We start from the raw sequence: 16180 nt of genomic DNA, 5'->3' as shown, positions 1-16180 counted from the left end.
GCCGTGGGCCGGGCGGCCCCGGGGGTCACCGGAAGATGCCGGTGTGTCCCAGGGAGTACCGCCCGGGCTGCGGGTAGACGGCCAGGCCGTGCGGGCCCTGGCCGACCGGGATCTTGGCGAGGGTCTTGCCGGTTCTGGTGTCGAGCGCGTAGACCTCGGAGTTGTAGCGGCCGGACAGCCACAGCACCTTGCCGTCGGTGGACAGTCCGCCCATGTCGGGGCTGCCGCCGCCGCGGATGTGCCACTTGTCGACGAGCTCGCCGGTACGGAAGTCGAGCAGGGAGATGGAGCCCTCGCCGCGGTTGGAGACGTACATGTAGCGCGAGTCGCGGCTGACGTAGAGGCCGTGGGCGCCCTTGCCGGTCGGCATGAGCCTGGGCCGGTCGAAGGTGTCGCCGTTCATGACCCAGATGCCGTCGGCCATCATGTCGGCGATGTACCAGGTTTTGCCGTCCGGGGAGATCTTCACGTCCTGCGGCATCGCCCCGTCGAACGGCAGCTTCTCCTGGCCGATGACCTTCATCTTCTCGGTGTCGACCTTGAGGAGTTCCCCGGAGAACTCGCAGGAGACGATGAAGTACCGGCCGTCCGGCGAGAAGTCGGCGTGGTTGACGCCGGCGCAGTTGACCGGGAGGGTCTTGCGGACCTCCATGGTGTGCGGGTCGCGGAAGACCAACTGCCGGTCCATCGAGGCCATCACGACGGCGTACTTGCCGTTGGGCGTGAAGTAGAGGTTGTACGGGTCGTGCACCTTGACCGGCTCGCCGGCCTTGCCGGTGGCCGGGTCGATCGGCGTCAGGTCGTGCCCGCGGTTGTTGTTGACCCAGAGCGTCTTCAGGTCCCAGGACGGTACGACGTGCTGCGGCTGGATGCCCACCGGGATGGTCTCGATGACCTTGTACGTCTTGGGGTCGATGACGCTGACCGTGTCGGAGCCGGTGTTGGGCACGTAGATCCGCGACGGGAAGTCCTTGACCTGCGGCACCAGCTTGCCCGGCCGGTCGGCCGCGTACAGGTCGTGCTCGTCGATCAGCGGCGGCATCCCGGGCAGTCCCGGCTTGGCGGCCTTCAGCGGGGCGCGCTCGACCGGCCGGGGGCTCTGCCCGGCCGGCTTGCCCTCCCCGCTGCAGGCCGCGGCCACCAGCGCGCAGGCCACGGCGAGCAGCGCGGCCGCCCGGCGGCGGGCGCGGGGGCTCTTGGGGTCGTGGGTACGGTTCCGGTCAGCCATCAGGTCACTAGCTCCGTTGTCGTCACCGCGCGCAGTCCGCGCCGGCGGAGGCCGTCGAGGATCGGGGGCAGCGCGGCCACCGTGCCGGCGTGCCCGAGATGGAGGCTCACGACCGAGCCCGGCCGGACCGCGTCCAGGACCGTGCGGCGGACGGCCGGGGCACCGGGGTCGTTCGCGTCGAGGGAGTCCACGTCGTAGGAGAGGACGTGCGGATAGCCGGCCTTGCGGGCCAGCTGTGTGACCAGGTCGGTGGCCCGCCGGGTCTGCGAGGGGCGGAACCAGCTGCCGATGGTTCCGGTGAGGCGGCGCAGCCGGTCGGCGCAGCCGGTGATCTCGGCGTAGGCGTCGGCGGCCGGCAGGGCGCAGATGTTGCGGTGGTGGAGGGTGTGGTTGCCCAGCTCGTGGCCGCCGTCGAGGATGCGGCGGGCGATCTGCGGCTGGGCGTCGAGCCAGTCGCCGACGACGAGCACGGTGACCCGGGCGCCGGCCCGCTCGGCCTCGCCCAGCAGGGCGGTCGCCAGCTTCGGGTCGCCTCGTCCGTGGAAGGTCAGCGCGACCGCGCGGGCGTCGCGCGGGCCGTTCTCGATCTGTACGGGCAGGCCCGGCACCCGGGTGGGCGGGCGGGCGGCATGGGCCGGCCGGTGCGGTTCCCGGCCCGCCGGGGACGGGCTCGGGCCGGCGGTCCGCACGGCCCCGCGCTCCTCGTCCCGGTGGGGTTCGCAGCCCGACATCAGCACGCCGGCGGCCGCGGCGGAGGCGGCCGCGCGCAGCACCGAGCGACGATCTGGGGAAGTCACCACCCCATTAGAGAGGCAACTAATCCGAATTAGGGCGATCTATCCGATTCACCCTCGTACGTGTCGCCTCCGGGCCGGCCCCGGCGGGCCGCCCGGACGGCGGGCGGGACGCTACGCGGGCCAGGCGGCGGCCAGCATCGCCCGGGTGTCGGCGAGGAGTTGCGGCAGCACCTTGGTGTGCCCGATCACCGGCATGAAGTTCGTGTCGCCGCCCCAGCGCGGGACGACGTGCTGGTGCAGGTGGGCCGCGATCCCGGCACCGGCCACCGAGCCCTGGTTCATCCCGATGTTGAAGCCGTGCGCCCCCGAAGCGGTCCGCAGCGCGGTCATCGCCCGCTTGGTGAACTCCGCCAGCTCCGCGGTCTCCGGCCCGTCCAGCTCGGTGTAGTCCGCCACGTGCCGGAACGGGACCACCATGAGGTGCCCGCCGTTGTACGGATACAGGTTCAGCACCGCGTAGACGCGCTCACCGCGGGCGATCACCAGCCCGTCCTCGTCGGACTTCTCCGGGATCGTGCAGAACGGGCAGCCGTCGTCGGCACCAGGGCCGCTCGGCTTGTTCTCGCCCTGGATGTAGGCCATCCGGTGGGGCGTCCACAGGCGCTGGAAGGCGTCCTGCGTCCCGACTCCGATCTGCTGCTCCGGCTCGCTTGTCATACGGGCCAGCATATGGCGTCGCCCATTGGCAGCGTGTCGTTGGGGCGGATCGCACCGGCCGCTGGACGATGCTGGGCCGGTGGACAGGGAACAGCGGCGACAGGAATGGGAGCGTGCCTCCGGGCCGTACCTGCTCGCCGCCTCGCTGCTCTTCCTGGCCTCCTACGCGGTACAGGTGCTGATCCCCGACCTCTCCCCCGGCTGGCACTTGTTCTGGTCGCTCGTCAGCTTCACCACCTGGGGCCTCTTCGTCGCCGAATATCTGGCCCGGCTGATCCTCAGCGACGACCGGAAGCGCTTCGTCCGCACCCGCTGGCTGGACCTGATCGTGACCGTCCTGCCGCTGCTCCGGCCGCTGCGGCTGATCGATACGCACGACCGGATGCAGCGCCGCCGGGCCCACCCCCGGCTCGCCCTCGAAGCCCGGGTGATGGCCTACACCGGCCTGACCGCCCTGCTGCTCGGCTTCGCCGCCAGCCTGGCCGTCTTCCACGACGAGCGGCACGCCCCGGGCACCACCGTCCACACCTTCGGCGACGCGGTGTGGTGGGCGTGCTCGACCCTGACCACGACCGGTTACGGCGACGTCACCCCCGTCACCCCCCGCGGCCGGGTCACCGGCGCAGGCCTGATGTTCGTCGGCGTCGCCCTGGTCGGCGCGGTCGTGGGCTCCTTCTCCTCCTGGCTGGTGCGCCGCTTCCGCCGGGAGGGCGAGACGTGACAGGGCCCCGGGGAGCGGATGCTCTCCCGGGGCCCTCCGTCACGCAACGGGCGTCACATCACAGCTGGACGCGGCGCTCCACGACGTCCAGCAGCTTGGCGATCGCCTGGTCGCGCGGAATGCCGTTCTCCTGCGACCCGTCGCGGTAGCGGAACGACACCGCGCCGTGCTCCATGTCCTCGTCACCGGCGAGGATCATGAACGGTACCTTGCTGCGCTGTGCGTTCCTGATCTTCTTCTGCATACGGTCCGAGGACGCGTCCACCTCGACCCGCAGCCCCTTGGCCTTCGCCTGCGCGGCGAACTCCGCCAGGTACGGCACGTGGGTGTCACCGATCGGGATGCAGGTCGCCTGCACCGGGGCGAGCCACGCCGGGAAGGCGCCCGCGTAGTGCTCCAGCAGGACGGCGAAGAACCGCTCGATCGAGCCGAAGAGCGCCCGGTGGATCATGACGGGCTGCTGCTTGGAGCCGTCCGCCGCGGTGTACTCCAGGCCGAAGCGGGCGGGCTGCTGGAAGTCGACCTGGATGGTCGACATCTGCCAGGACCGGCCGATGGCGTCCTTCGCCTGCACCGAGATCTTCGGGCCGTAGAACGCGGCGCCGCCCGGGTCCGGAACCAGCGGCAGCCCCTGCTTCTCGGCCGCCTGGCGCAGCGCCTCGGTGGCCTCCTCCCACTCCGCGTCCTCGCCGATGAACTTGTCGGACTCCGGATCGCGGGTGGACAGCTCCAGCTCGAAGTCGGTCAGGCCGTAGTCACGCAGCAGGTCGAGGACGAAGGTGAGCAGGTTGTCCAGCTCGTCCGCCATCTGCTCCTTGGTGCAGTAGATGTGCGAGTCGTCCTGGGTGAAGCCGCGCGCCCGGGTCAGGCCGTGCACCACGCCGGACTTCTCGTAGCGGTAGACCGTGCCGAACTCGAAGAGCCGCAGCGGCAGTTCGCGGTACGACCGGCCGCGGGCCTTGAAGATCAGGTTGTGCATGGGGCAGTTCATCGCCTTGAGGCGGTAGTTCTGCCCGTCGAACTCCAGAGGCGGGAACATCGCCTCGCCGTAGTTCGGCAGATGACCCGAGGTCTCGAAGAGACTCTCCTTGGTGATGTGCGGGGTGTTGACGAACTCGTAGTCCGCCAGCTCGTGCCGCTTGCGGGAGTAGTCCTCCATCACCCGGCGCACCACGCCGCCCTTGGGGTGGAAGACGGCGAGGCCGGAGCCCAGCTCCTCCGGGATGGAGAACAGGTCCAGCTCCGCGCCGAGCTTGCGGTGGTCGCGCTTCTCGGCCTCGGCGAGGAACTCCAGGTACGCCTTGAGCTCGTCCTTGGTCGGCCAGGCGGTGCCGTAGATCCGCTGGAGCTGCGGGTTCTTCTCGCTGCCGCGCCAGTACGCGGCGGCCGAGCGCATCAGCTTGAACGCCGGGATGACCCGGGTGCTGGGCAGGTGCGGACCGCGGCACAGGTCCTTCCAGCACAGCTCGCCGGTCTTCGCGTCGAGGTTGTCGTAGATGGTCAGCTGGCCGGCGCCGACCTCGGCGGAGGCGCCCTCGGCGGCGTCCGCGGCGGAGCCCTTGAGGCCGATCAGTTCGAGCTTGTACGGCTCGTCGGCCAGCTCCTCGCGGGCGGCCTCGTCGCTGACCGCGCGGCGCGAGAACTTCTGCCCGCGCTTCTGGATCTCCTGCATCTTCTTCTCGATGCGCTTGAGATCGTCCGGGTGGAACGGGGTCTCGACGTCGAAGTCGTAGTAGAAGCCGTCCTTGATCGGCGGGCCGATGCCGAGCTTCGCCTCCGGGAACAGCTCCTGCACGGCCTGCGCCATCACGTGCGCGGTGGAGTGCCGCAGGATGTTCAGCCCGTCCTCGGAGGAGATCTCGACCGGCTCGACCTCGTCGCCGTCGGCGACCTCGTACGCCAGGTCCTTCAGCTCCCCGGCGACCCGTGCGGCGACGACGCTGCGCTCACCCTGGAAGAGGTCGGCGGCCGTAGTGCCCGTGGTCACCACGCGTTCTTCCCGCTCGGAATCGCGTTGGACGGTCACACGGACGTCTGACACCGGTCTCTCCTGACTCATGTCTGCTGCGCGTCAGCGTTTGCTGCGCAGCCGAATCGTACCGAGCCGGCGCACCCGACCGCGAAACGGATTCCGGGGCCGGCCCGCGGGCGGTCAGTCGTCGGCGCCGCACGCCTCCTCGAAGAAGTCGAGATTCTCCTGGAGCGACTTCAGCAGCCGGTCCCGCTCCGCCTCGTCGACCTGGACCGGCGTGACGTCCCGGCCCCCGGTGATCCGGCGGAACCCGCCCCGGCTCTCCAGTCTGCCGCTGACCCGGATCGGCAGCCCCACGAGGTGGGCGTGGCCCGCGATCCGGTAGTCCTCCTCCCCCAGCGCGACCCGCACCTGGAGCACGTCGGCCCCGGTCAGCACCCGCAGCCGGACCGTGCCCGGGCCGCCGGGCCGCTCCCGGCGCAGCCGTACGACCGCGCCGGTCACCCGGACCGGCAGCGAGGGCTCGTCGCGGACGTAGCGCCGGGCGGCCTGCTCCAGCGCCGGGAGGTCGCCGGGCGAGAACTCGACCGGTTCGGGGCGGGCCGGGCAGCCGGCCGGCGGACCGGCCGCCGGGGACCACTCGACCGCGATCCGCACCCCCTCCGCGTCCCGGACGAGCGCGATCAGCGCCTGCACCAGTTCGTGGCAGACGCCCAGCTCGACGGCCGCGTCATAGGCCTCCATGCCGCCGGTGGCGCGCTGGTAGTCGGTGGCGTCCCGGGCGGCGTGCAGGGCCCGCTGCAGCCCGGCGACCGCCGCGCGCCCGCCGCGCACCGGGACGAAGGCGGTCAGCCGCCGGCCGGCGGTCGCGGGCCCGACCAGGACCTCACCGAGGAAACCCTCGGCCTGCCGCTTGTGCCGGGCGCCGTAGTAGCCGGCCCGGCCGTACGTGCCCAGGGCCCCGGCGACCAGCATCGCTCGGGCCGCGCCGCGCAGCTGCTCCTGGGCGACCCAGTGCGCGGCCCCCGAGCCGCCGTCGGGGACGTCGCGCTCCCAGCCGACCTCGTCGCTGGGCACCGCCAGGCCGGTCAGCACCTCGCGGGCGGAGGGTGCGGCGGACCGCGAGAGCGCCGCCACGGCCTCGGTGAGCAGTTCCGCGCTGTCGGGGAAGCGGCGGTCGTGCGGGACCAGCAGGCTGGTGCCGCCCAGGCCGCCGGGCGGGGTCCAGCGGGCGTAGTGGCCGGCGGCCCCGCCCCGGCGCCGCCAGCCGTGCCGGGCCAGCAGGGCGCTGAGGACGGCGGGGTCGAGCCGCGCGGGATCCAGCGGGCGCGCGTCGGGTCGGTCGATCGGCCGGTACATCAGGGTCTCCCTCCCGCCCCGACCCGGGTCATGATCTCGCAGAGCGCGCGGTCGTCGAAGATCCGCGTGGTCGGGATCCGCACAGTGGTCCTGCGCCGGCCGGTCACCGGATGGCCGGCCAGGTTGATCCAGTAGCAGCAGTGGCGCAGTTCGAGCCGGTCGTGGGAGGCCCGCAGCCATTCCTCCCGGGTCCGCGGGACGAGCATCACGACGAGGATCTTGTGCACCGACACGGGCGTGCGGGCCAGCTTCACCAGGTGGTCGTTGTCGAGGGTGAAGGCGAAGGCCGGGCCGGGCGGGTGCGGGGCGATCTGGTAGGTGCATTTGAGCTGCACCTTGATGGTGACCTCGTCGTCGACGGTGTGGCCGGGCGCGCCGTGGCTGACGTGCCAGTCGATGCCGTTGTCCGGGAAGGGCTGGGCCAGCGAGCAGCCGGAGGCGGCCGCGACCGCGTGCAGATAGCCCACCTGGAGCGTCTCCATGCAGGCGGTCGTCGCGAGTCCGCCGCGCTGCGGTGTGGTGGCGGGCGGGGGGTACCTCCCGCTTGCGGGGGACAGCCCGCCCGGTTCGGGCTGCGCGAGGGTCATCGCGGGCGTGCCTTCCGGGCTCGGTGGGTGCGCGGAGATGAATGCGTCGAAGGACGGGGAACCGGCGGATCGCATGGCCCGTCCCTGTGGTTGTCTCCGCGTCAAGTGGTCCGCAAACAAGGACGGTTCGACCACCGGCGGGCTCGGGTATCACCTGCTCGGGTGGCCTTGCGCCGCCATCCCCCGTACGAGCGCGAGGAGTTGGGATGATGCCGTGCTGGTATGACGGCCCTCTTGCCGCCTTCGACACCGAGACGACGGGGATCGACGTCGAGCGGGACCGCATCGTCTCCGCCGCGCTGGTGGTCCAGGAGACCCCGCGTTCGGCGCCCCGCATCACCCGCTGGCTGATCAATCCCGGCGTCGAGATACCGGAAGCCGCCATCGCGGTGCACGGTCTCACGGCCGACCACCTCGCCCTGCACGGCCGCTGGCCGGCGCCGGTGCTGGAGGAGGTGGCGCGGGCCCTGGCCGCCCAGTCGGTGGCCGGCCGCCCGCTGGTGGTGATGAACGCCCCGTTCGATCTGACCCTGCTGGAACGCGAGTTGAAGCGGCACCGCGCCAGCTCGCTGGACGCGTATCTGGGCGCCCATCCGCTGCGCGTGCTGGATCCGCGGGTGCTGGACAAGCATCTGGACCGCTACCGCAAGGGCCGCCGTACGCTCACCGATCTGTGTGCGCAGTACGAGGTCGAGCTGACCGAGGCGCACGACGCGGCCGCGGACGCCCTGGCCGCGCTGCGGGTGGTGCGCGCGCTGGGGCACCGGTTCGCGGACCGTCTCAAGGGCCTGCACCCGGCGGAGCTGCACACCCGGCAGGCGGTCTGGTACGCGGCCCAGGCCCGGGGGCTGCAGGCGTGGTTCGCGCGCAGCGGCAGTACGGAATCGGTGGATCCGCACTGGCCGTTGCGTCCCGAACTCCCCACCGCCGCCTGATTCGGCATCAGGAATTCCGGGTGGGCGGCCGGTCGACGACCGGTTCGGCCGGCCGGGAAAGAATCGGCGGAATTCCGTTTCCGGGTCGGCTCCCGCGGCGGCGGAACGCGTCGGCAACAGAACTCCACGGCACGGAACTCCCCACTACGGAACTCCGTTCCCGCACCACTCAACAAAAAGAACCGGGCCACCTTTTGGCGGCCCGGTTCTTGATCCCGGTGGGCGATACTGGGTTCGAACCAGTGACCTCTTCGGTGTGAACGAAGCGCTCTCCCACTGAGCTAATCGCCCGGGTGTCCGGCGGGGATTCCCTCGCGAACGACCTGAACAATACAGGCCGCGCGGGCGTTCCATCAAATTTCCTCAGGTCCTGGCCAGCCAGCCGGCCAGCCCGCGCCGCCCGGCCCGCATCATCAGGGCGTGATTGGCGCGGAACAGCGGCCGCGCGAGCAGCCCGATCCGCCGCATCAGCGGCTTGCGGACCTCGACGTCCTGCTCGAAGACGGCGCGGGTGCCGCCGGCGCCGGGGACCACGGTCCAGCGCGCCCGGCCGGCCAGATCGCCGCGCATCGCGATCTCCAGGACGCCCGCCCCAGGGTCCCGCACCCGCTCGACGGCCACCACCGTGAGGTCGTACGGCAGCAGTGAGCGGAAGCGGGCGGTCCCGGTCCGGTCGTCGAGCCGGGTCACCTCGCGCACCTGCGGCCACCACTGCGGGTAGCTCTCGGCCCGCTCCAGGACGGCGTAGACGACGGCCGGCGGGGCGTCGAGCAGCCAGACGCTGCGGAAGCGGTAGCGGTGCAGCCGGCGGGACCAGTCGGGCATGATCCCAGTGTGCACCCCACGGGCCGGCGGGCACCCGGGAGAGGCCGGGCGCCCAACGCCGGTGGCGTTCCGTGGACTTGGCACCTACGGGCCGTCGCGCACAGCGGCACGCAAAAGGGGCGGCGCGACCCGCATCGTCTGCGAGTACCCGCCGCCCCTTGTGACGTGGGCGATACTGGGTTCGAACCAGTGACCTCTTCGGTGTGAACGAAGCGCTCTCCCACTGAGCTAATCGCCCGGGCGCACCGCCAACATTACCCCACGTCGGCGGGCACTTGTGACCACGTTCCGGTCACTCGGCGACGTTCCAGGGCAGCACCAGGCCGAACTTCCACGCGTAGACCGCGACCCCGACGGCGATGATCGTCACGCCGATGGCGGTCAGGGTGATGTTGCGGCGCCGCACCTTGGGGTCGAGCGCCTTCTGGGCCGCTTCGGTGACCTTGCGTTTGGTCCAGCGCAGGACCAGCTGGGCCCAGACGAATTCGGTCGCCCAGATCGCCATGCCGGCGAAGATCACCAGCCAGCCGGGCCCCGGCAGCGGGAGCATGATCACTCCGCCGGCGACCACCGCGAGGCCGACGACGAAGACGCCGACCTGCCAGCTCAGGTGCAGCGGCCGGGAACGCTTGATGAAATGTGGCGCTCGCGAGCCGAGCGGCTGCTCGGGGGGCACGGCCTCCTCCTCGACTACGGCCGATCCCCCGTTACTCAGCGTATTCATACCGTCAAACTTACCGGACGGGAGGGGTCCGCGGAATTACCGACGAGGACGATCTCGCAATCCGCCGTAAGAGGTACCTGAAGCCACCCAAAACCGTCAGAGGGGTTTACAACGGCACCGTAGGTGGCATGTCGATTTCGCCGACGTGCGAATCCCCGAGCGCACACTGAGCGAAAGGCCCTGGCGCTTATGAACACCACGGTCAGCTGCGAGCTGCACCTGCGCCTCGTTGTGTCGAGCGAGTCCTCACTGCCTGTACCCGCGGGCCTGCGGTATGACACGGCCGATCCCTACGCCGTGCATGCCACCTTCCATACCGGAGCCGAGGAGACCGTTGAGTGGGTGTTCGCCCGCGACCTCCTCGCCGAGGGCCTGCACCGGCCCACGGGCACCGGAGACGTCCGCGTGTGGCCGTCCCGGAGCCACGGGCAGGGCGTGGTCTGCATCGCCCTGAGCTCCCCGGAAGGCGAAGCCCTGCTCGAAGCCCCCGCGCGGGCTCTCGAGTCGTTCCTCAAAAGGACGGATGCCGCCGTACCGCCCGGTACGGAGCACCGGCATTTCGATCTCGACACGGAGCTGTCCCACATCCTCGCGGAGAGCTGAGACGCAGCACGGTTACCGAAAGCACCCATCCGCTCACACTTGCGCCCGTCCGACTCGGGGAGACGGCGCAGGACCGACAAGTTCATACGGCAGAGATCGGCGTCGTCGTCGCGGAGCCACCGCGGGAGACGGCGCCGAAGCTTGTCCCAGCCGCTAGAGTCGGCGACCATTCGGCCACGACACCGGGGGCGGTACCCGTCCGGCCCCACCCTGCCAGGGAGCGGAACCGTGATGATCACCCATGACACCCGGTGCGCGCTGGACGCGGTCGTCGATCTGCTCAACACCGCTCCGGAGGGCGAGGCGCCCGGCGCGCCGGACAGCCTGACCGACGCCACGGCCGTCGAGGACTTCGCCCGCCGCAACAACTTCAGCGACGTGGGCCCGCTCGGCCCGGACGACCTCGCGGCGGTACGCCGGGTCCGCGCGCGGTTCGCCGAGGTCTTCGCCGCCGAGGACGACCGCACCGCGGCCGCGCGGCTCAACACGCTGGTCGCCTCGGCGGGCACCACCCCGCAGCTGACCGACCACGACGGCTACGACTGGCACGTGCACTACTTCGCGCCGGGCGCCTCGGTGGCCGACCGGTTGGCCGCGGACGGCGGGATGGCGCTCGCCTTCCTCGTCGTGGCCGGTGAGCGCGAGCGGCTGCGGCGCTGCGAGGCGCCGGACTGCCGGCACGCGTTCGTCGACCTCTCCCGCAACCGTTCGCGGCGCTACTGCGACAGCCGCACCTGCGGCAACCGGCTGCATGTCGCGGCCTACCGCGCGCGGCGCCGGGAGGCCGCGGGCTGACGGCCGGAGCGGGCCGGCCGACGGCTGCCACGGCCGGTGCGGGCGGGCCGTACGCCGGCCTCACAGGAGGAAGAGGTCGTGTACGGCGCCGAGGAGGAGCAGGCAGCCGATGATGGCGAGGAAGAGCATCAGCGGCGGCTGGGACAGCGCGAACAGGCAGCCGCGGGGTTCGGGGGACGGGGCGTCGTCTTGGGCGAGGGCGCACTCATCGTTCATCTCGCGCGCATCATGGCGCACATGATCTTCCGAGTGCGCCCAAAGGGCGCCTCAGCAGCGGGAGTTCATCAGATCCCGTGCTTTTTCAGGATCGCTTCGATGTCCGAGAAGTCATCCTTGGGAGCGCTGGCGGCCTGCGGTGCCTTCCCCTTGCCGGCCGGCCGGTCCGCCGTACGGCCCGCGCCGAGGGACGGTATGGAGGCCCCCGGAGCCACCGCGTCGGACGTGGCGCCTCCGGCCGCCTTGCGGTCCTTGCGGGCGCCGATCCCGCCCCGGCGGCGCTCCACGCCCCGGCTGATCATGAACAGCAGGAACGAGAGCGCGAGCAGACCGAAGCCGGCCCAGACCGTGGGCTTGAAGACGATGTTGGTGACCCAGTCGATGACACCGGTCATCACCAGGCCGATCGGGATCAGGGAAAAAGCGGCGATGCGGGTCGCGGCGAGGAAACGCTTGCGGTACGCCGTCAGCGCGGCGATGCCCAGGCCCGCTGCCGACACCGCGGCACAGACGGTCGAGGTCAGCATCCGGTCCTCCTGCCGGTGAAAGGGCGAGCAGTGCCTCTGCTCCCTTCCATCCTGCCCTGTGCGGGGCCGCCGCGGCCATGTTCCGGCACCGGCTTCAGGGTCTTCTCCGGGTCACCCTCATCCTCAGGTCCGGGTTCGGCCACCAGGGGGCGGGCTGAAAGACTGGCCGCATGAACGACGCCACCACCTCCGTCCCCGCCCTCCCCCAAGCTCTCGGCTTCGCTCAGGCAGGGGGTACCCCCATCGTCCTCGACGTGTGGTGTGAGCTGCAGTGCCCGGACTGCCACACCGCGCTGGCGGACCTGCGGGCGCTGCGCGAGCGCTACGGCGACCGGCTGGAGATCCGGCTGCGCCACTTCCCCCTGGCGAAGCACAAGCACGCCTACGCCGCGGCCCAGGCCGCCGAGGAGGCACTGGTGCAGGGGCAGGGCTGGCCGTACGTCGAGGCGGTGCTGGCGCGCACCGAGGAGCTCGCCGCCCGCGGCGAGAAGCTGCTGCTGGAGGTCGCCGGGGAGCTCGGGCTGGACGCGGAGGAGCTGGACACCGCGCTGATCGACGGGCGGCATCTGCTGATCGTGGACGCCGACGAGGCCGAGGGGAAGGCGATCGGCGTGACCGGCATCCCGACGTACGTGATCGGCGGTGAGCGGCTGGACGGCGGCAAGAGCCAGGAGGGGCTGCGCGCCCGGATCGAGGAGATCGCCGACCGGCTGCTGGCCGGTCAGGGCTGAACCGGCCAGGGCTGAGCCGGCCAGGAACGGGCCGGCCGGGGCCGGGCCGCCCCGGAGTGCCGGAGCGCGGCCGGCCGCCCTACAGGATCGGCTTCCACAGCAGGTACCCGGTGGGCCGGTAGCCCAGCGACTCGTAGAGGCCGAGGGCCGGCGCGTTGCCCGCGTAGACGTTGAGGCCGAGGGTGGGGCGGCCGGCCGCGAGGCTCTCGCGCTCGGCGATCAGCATCAGCGTGCGGCCGTGGCCCCGCCTCCGGTGTGCGGGGTCCACCCGCACGTCGACGACGTAGCCGCCCGGCTGGTCCGGCATCCGCAGGGCGAGCCAGAGACTGCCGGCGTCGGCGCCGTCGTGGGACAGGATCCGCAGGACCTGGTCGGGGGTCTCCGCCCCGTCCGGCAGCAGGGCCCGGTGGCCCTTCACCGCGGTCTCCTCGGCGCGCGCCCGGGACATCCCCTGGCCGGTCTGCGTACGGACGTACTCGGCGAGCGCGGCGTCCCGCCAGGCCGGGTACTCCGCCTCGCTCAGCGGCCGGTCCGTGACGTCCTCGGGCAGCCGCGGCGGCGCGTCGAGGGGTTTGCTCAGGGTGCGGCTGCGCTCGGTGTAGCCCAGGGCGGTCGCGAGCCGCAGCGCGGCCTCCGCCTCGGCCGGGACGGTCACCTCGATCTGCCGGCAGCCCCAGCCGCGCAGTACCTCCTCGGCGGCCAGTGCGGCGACCGTGGCCCGGCCGCGGTGCCGGTCCGGCGGGTCGATGGCCAGGTAGGTGATCCGGCCGGCCGTCGGCCCGAAACGGGCGTCGGTCGACAGCCGGACCGTGCCGACCCGCCGGCTGTTGACGCAGATGTCGTACGGGCGGGCCCGGGTGCCGTCGTCGTGGTGTTCCTCGGGTCCCGCGGGGCGCAGCGTAGTGGTCACGGGGTCTTTCTACTCGCCCGTGCGCGGGCCCGTCATCACCTCGTACGGGGGCCGTTCCTCACCGCGGGTCGAAGTCGGCGGCGGACTGCTCGTCGAAGATCCGCATGGCCTCGGCGGTCACCGGGCCCGGCTCCGCGGCCAGTTGGCGGCCGTCGATCCGGGTCACGGCCTGCACGTCGCGGAGGGTGGAGGTCAGGAAGATCTCCTCGGCCCGCTCCAGGACGTCCAGCGGCAGCTCGGTCTCCTTGGCGCCGGCCCAGGCGACGGTCAGCGCGCGGGTGATGCCGGCCAGGCAGCCGGAGGTGAGCGGCGGGGTGTGCAGTTCGCCGTCCAGGACGACGAAGACGTTGGAGCCGGTGCCCTCGCAGAGCGCGCCGACGGTGTTGCCGAACAGCGCCTCGGTGGCGCCCTGTTCGCGGGCGCGCGCCAGGGCGACGACGTTCTCGCCGTACGAGGTGGTCTTCAGGCCGGCCAGCGCGCCGCGCTCGTTCCGGGTCCAGGGGACGGTGACGGCGGCGGTGGTGTCGGTGCGGCGGGTGGTCGCGGAGAGCGCGACGACCAGTGTGGGGCCGGCGTCGCCGCGGTCCGAGCCGAGCGGGGACTCGCCGCCGGTGTAGGTGATCCGCAGCCGGCCCAGCGGCACCGGGTTGGCGTCGAGGACGGCCTCGCAGCCGCGCCGCACCTCGTCGAGGTCGGGCTCGGGCAGGCCGAGGCCGCGGGCGGAGGTGGCCAGGCGCTCCAGGTGGCGGGTGAGGGCGAAGGCGCGTCCGTGGTCCGCCTTGACGGTCTCGAAGACGCCGTCGCCTACCGTCAGCCCGTGGTCGAAGACCGAGACCCGGGCGTCCTCGGAGTCCCGCAGTGACCCGTCCAGCCAGATCCTCATCGCTCTCCTCCGCTCGGCTCGTTGCGCCCCGACGCTACCGCGAGCAGCCGGCTCGCCTTCAGTTCGGTCTCCGCCCATTCCCGCTCGGGGTCGGAGTCCCAGATGATCCCGGCCCCGGCGCCGAAGCGGAGGACCGGCCCGTCGGCGGCGGTGCGGTCGATCCAGAAGGTCCGTATGCCGACCGCGAGCTCACCGGTGCGGCGGTCGGCGTCGACCCAGCCGATGCCGCCGCAGTACGGGCCGCGGGGCGCGGTCTCCAGCTCGTCGATGATCCGCAGGGCGCTGGACTTGGGGGCGCCGGTGACCGAGCCGGGCGGGAAGGTGGCGTCCAGCAGGTCGGCCCAGGCGCTCTTCTCGTTGGCCGGGTCCAGTTCGCCGCGCACCGTGGAGACGAGGTGCACCAGGCCGGGGTGCTCCTCGACCGCGCAGAGTGCCGGGACGGTGACGGTTCCGGTGGCGCAGACCCGGCCGAGATCGTTGCGGACCAGGTCCACGATCATCACGTTCTCCGCCCGGTCCTTGTCCGAGAGGTCCGCGGCGGTCCGGCCGGTGCCCTTGATGGGGCCGGACCACACGGCGCGGTCGTCGCGTCGCAGGTAGAGCTCAGGGGAGGCGCTGGCGATCTCCACGCCGTGGCCGGGCAGCCGGATGGTGCCGGCGTGCGGTGCGGGGTTGCCGCGGGCCAGCACCGCGGACAGCGCGTCGACGTCGGCCCGGTCGGGGTCGGGCAGCGGCGCGCTCAGCACCCGGCAGAGGTTCACCTGGTAGACGTCGCCGGCCGCGATGTGTTCCCGGACCCGCCGTACGCCGCGGACGTAGGCGTCGCGGTCCAGGGAGCTGACCCAGGCGTCACGCGCGGGGCCGTGCCAGGTGCCGGGGGCCGGGGTGTCGGCCGGGGTGGCGGGGCGTACGTCGGCGAAGCGGGCGCAGACCACCTGGCCCTCGAAGTCGGCGGCCACCGCCCACCAGCCCGTCGAGTCGAGGGCCGCGGGATCGCTGGTCACGTCCCTTAGATCGGTGGCTATCAGGCCGCCGAAGCGGGCCATGGGAGCGAAGTCGTGCACGTCAGCGAGTCTATGGCGGGGGCCCCGGGTGCGCCTGTGCCGGGCGAGCAGCGCAGCACGCTGCACAAACGCGTTTTTGTACTGGCCCCGGAATCCGCTAGAGTTCAACACGTCGCCGGGACGCGGAAGCGCCCCGGGGGCCGGGTAGCTTCCCGGACGTAGTCTGGGAGAGACACCTGCGGACGTAGCTCAGTTGGTAGAGCACCACCTTGCCAAGGTGGATGTCGCGAGTTCGAGTCTCGTCGTCCGCTCGATGTGGGGGATCTTCCCGAACCCCCTCACTCCTGGTGGAGTGGCCGAGAGGCGAGGCAACGGCCTGCAAAGCCGTCTACACGGGTTCAAATCCCGTCTCCACCTCCAAGGACGATTAGCTCAGCGGGAGAGCGCTTCCCTGACACGGAAGAGGTCACTGGTTCAATCCCAGTATCGTCCACTGGTCCGGCTCAGGCCGGGCCCCCGCGCGATTAGCTCAGCGGGAGAGCGCTTCCCTGACACGGAAGAGGTCACTGGTTCAATCCCAGTATCGCGCACGCAACCGTGGGTCTTCGCGATCCATGGTCCCGAGGACGATTAGCTCAGCGGGAGAGCGCTTCCCTGACACGGAAGAGGTCACTGGTTCAATCCCAGTATCGTCCACACGCAGCCC

Annotated in this window: 18 protein-coding genes and 7 tRNA genes; 10 read left to right on the top strand and 15 right to left on the bottom strand. The window is 71.8% G+C overall.

What is annotated here, in order from left to right; genetic code table 11:
* Positions 1-25: 25 nt before the first annotated feature.
* From AB0G35_RS27320 to AB0G35_RS27310, 3 genes are all read right to left on the bottom strand, one after another.
* The gene (locus AB0G35_RS27320) at positions 26-1228 is read right to left on the bottom strand and encodes a hypothetical protein (protein WP_360954852.1); all 1203 of its coding nucleotides are present in this window, start codon (positions 1226-1228) and stop codon (positions 26-28) included.
* On the bottom strand, positions 1228-2001 hold the full coding sequence (locus AB0G35_RS27315; RefSeq protein ID WP_360954918.1) for a polysaccharide deacetylase family protein: 774 nt from the start codon (positions 1999-2001) through the stop codon (positions 1228-1230). The genes AB0G35_RS27320 and AB0G35_RS27315 overlap by 1 nt, the downstream gene beginning before the upstream one ends.
* A gap of 135 nt (positions 2002-2136) precedes the next feature.
* Positions 2137-2694, bottom strand: coding sequence for an HIT domain-containing protein (locus tag AB0G35_RS27310; protein WP_360954849.1), 558 nt, complete (start codon positions 2692-2694; stop codon positions 2137-2139).
* A gap of 67 nt (positions 2695-2761) precedes the next feature.
* On the opposite strand from AB0G35_RS27310, the gene AB0G35_RS27305 reads away from it, so the two are divergent.
* Positions 2762-3403, top strand: coding sequence for an ion channel (locus tag AB0G35_RS27305; protein ID WP_360954846.1), 642 nt, complete (start codon positions 2762-2764; stop codon positions 3401-3403).
* A 58-nt stretch (positions 3404-3461) separates the two neighbouring features.
* On the opposite strand, the gene thrS is transcribed toward AB0G35_RS27305, so the two are convergent.
* From thrS to AB0G35_RS27290, 3 genes are all read right to left on the bottom strand, one after another.
* Positions 3462-5444, bottom strand: coding sequence for a threonine--tRNA ligase (gene thrS, locus AB0G35_RS27300; protein ID WP_360954843.1), 1983 nt, complete (start codon positions 5442-5444; stop codon positions 3462-3464).
* 111 nt (positions 5445-5555) lie between these two features.
* A complete protein-coding gene (locus tag AB0G35_RS27295; protein WP_360954840.1) occupies positions 5556-6734 on the bottom strand; it encodes a hypothetical protein in 1179 nt (392 codons plus the stop codon).
* Positions 6734-7321 (bottom strand): DUF4365 domain-containing protein, encoded by a 588-nt coding sequence (locus AB0G35_RS27290; protein WP_360954915.1) that lies wholly within the window; start codon positions 7319-7321, stop codon positions 6734-6736. Before AB0G35_RS27290 ends, AB0G35_RS27295 begins: the two co-directional genes overlap by 1 nt.
* 209 nt (positions 7322-7530) lie before the next feature.
* Between AB0G35_RS27290 and AB0G35_RS27285 the strand changes: the two genes are divergently transcribed.
* Positions 7531-8256: an exonuclease domain-containing protein gene (locus AB0G35_RS27285; protein WP_360954837.1), complete on the top strand. Its 726-nt coding sequence runs from the start codon at positions 7531-7533 to the stop codon at positions 8254-8256.
* Positions 8257-8475: 219 nt separating this feature from the next.
* On the opposite strand, the gene AB0G35_RS27280 is transcribed toward AB0G35_RS27285, so the two are convergent.
* From AB0G35_RS27280 to AB0G35_RS27265, 4 genes are all read right to left on the bottom strand, one after another.
* Positions 8476-8547 (bottom strand) — tRNA-Val (locus AB0G35_RS27280).
* 72 nt (positions 8548-8619) lie between these two features.
* Positions 8620-9081, bottom strand: coding sequence for an SRPBCC family protein (locus AB0G35_RS27275; protein WP_360954834.1), 462 nt, complete (start codon positions 9079-9081; stop codon positions 8620-8622).
* Between the two features lie 166 nt (positions 9082-9247).
* A tRNA-Val gene (locus tag AB0G35_RS27270) sits at positions 9248-9319 on the bottom strand.
* Positions 9320-9373: 54 nt separating this feature from the next.
* Positions 9374-9805, bottom strand: coding sequence for a TIGR02611 family protein (locus tag AB0G35_RS27265; RefSeq protein ID WP_360954831.1), 432 nt, complete (start codon positions 9803-9805; stop codon positions 9374-9376).
* Positions 9806-9994: 189 nt separating this feature from the next.
* Between AB0G35_RS27265 and AB0G35_RS27260 the strand changes: the two genes are divergently transcribed.
* Together AB0G35_RS27260 and AB0G35_RS27255 are read left to right on the top strand one after the other, a co-directional pair.
* Positions 9995-10408 (top strand): SsgA family sporulation/cell division regulator, encoded by a 414-nt coding sequence (locus tag AB0G35_RS27260; RefSeq protein ID WP_003959770.1) that lies wholly within the window; start codon positions 9995-9997, stop codon positions 10406-10408.
* Positions 10409-10636: 228 nt separating this feature from the next.
* Complete coding sequence (locus tag AB0G35_RS27255; RefSeq protein WP_360954828.1) at positions 10637-11203, top strand: CGNR zinc finger domain-containing protein; 567 nt, start codon at positions 10637-10639, stop codon at positions 11201-11203.
* Positions 11204-11263: 60 nt separating this feature from the next.
* Here the strand turns inward: AB0G35_RS27255 and AB0G35_RS27250 are convergent, their stop codons facing one another.
* Together AB0G35_RS27250 and AB0G35_RS27245 are read right to left on the bottom strand one after the other, a co-directional pair.
* Positions 11264-11419: a hypothetical protein gene (locus AB0G35_RS27250; protein WP_360954825.1), complete on the bottom strand. Its 156-nt coding sequence runs from the start codon at positions 11417-11419 to the stop codon at positions 11264-11266.
* A gap of 68 nt (positions 11420-11487) precedes the next feature.
* Positions 11488-11946, bottom strand: coding sequence for a hypothetical protein (locus AB0G35_RS27245; RefSeq protein WP_360954822.1), 459 nt, complete (start codon positions 11944-11946; stop codon positions 11488-11490).
* Positions 11947-12116: 170 nt separating this feature from the next.
* On the opposite strand from AB0G35_RS27245, the gene AB0G35_RS27240 reads away from it, so the two are divergent.
* The gene (locus AB0G35_RS27240; protein WP_360954819.1) at positions 12117-12677 is read left to right on the top strand and encodes a DsbA family protein; all 561 of its coding nucleotides are present in this window, start codon (positions 12117-12119) and stop codon (positions 12675-12677) included.
* A 79-nt stretch (positions 12678-12756) separates the two neighbouring features.
* Here AB0G35_RS27240 and AB0G35_RS27235 read toward each other — a convergent pair whose 3' ends face one another.
* From AB0G35_RS27235 to AB0G35_RS27225, 3 genes are read right to left on the bottom strand one after another with little or no spacing between them, the layout of a single operon-like run.
* Positions 12757-13587 carry a GNAT family N-acetyltransferase gene (locus AB0G35_RS27235; protein ID WP_360954816.1) on the bottom strand — a complete coding sequence of 277 codons (831 nt, stop codon included), beginning with the start codon at positions 13585-13587 and terminating at the stop codon, positions 12757-12759.
* A gap of 58 nt (positions 13588-13645) precedes the next feature.
* Positions 13646-14470: an aminodeoxychorismate lyase gene (locus AB0G35_RS27230; RefSeq protein ID WP_360954813.1), complete on the bottom strand. Its 825-nt coding sequence runs from the start codon at positions 14468-14470 to the stop codon at positions 13646-13648.
* Positions 14467-15516, bottom strand: coding sequence for a chorismate-binding protein (locus tag AB0G35_RS27225; protein WP_360954912.1), 1050 nt, complete (start codon positions 15514-15516; stop codon positions 14467-14469). Before AB0G35_RS27225 ends, AB0G35_RS27230 begins: the two co-directional genes overlap by 4 nt.
* Before the next feature lie 196 nt (positions 15517-15712).
* Between AB0G35_RS27225 and AB0G35_RS27220 the strand changes: the two genes are divergently transcribed.
* From AB0G35_RS27220 to AB0G35_RS27200, 5 genes are all read left to right on the top strand, one after another.
* Positions 15713-15785: transfer RNA gene (locus AB0G35_RS27220), tRNA-Gly, on the top strand.
* A 35-nt stretch (positions 15786-15820) separates the two neighbouring features.
* A tRNA-Cys gene (locus AB0G35_RS27215) sits at positions 15821-15894 on the top strand.
* 1 nt (position 15895) lies between these two features.
* Positions 15896-15967 (top strand) — tRNA-Val (locus tag AB0G35_RS27210).
* A 25-nt stretch (positions 15968-15992) separates the two neighbouring features.
* Positions 15993-16064 (top strand) — tRNA-Val (locus AB0G35_RS27205).
* Between the two features lie 34 nt (positions 16065-16098).
* A tRNA-Val gene (locus AB0G35_RS27200) sits at positions 16099-16170 on the top strand.
* Positions 16171-16180: the final 10 nt, after the last annotated feature.

Origin of the sequence: Streptomyces sp. NPDC021749, from assembly GCF_040640655.1 — a bacterium.
In the GTDB taxonomy this organism is placed as follows: Bacteria; Actinomycetota; Actinomycetes; order Streptomycetales; family Streptomycetaceae; genus Streptomyces.
The sequence above is the reverse complement of the archived record's forward strand: the minus strand, read 5'-3'. Positions and strand labels throughout refer to the sequence as shown.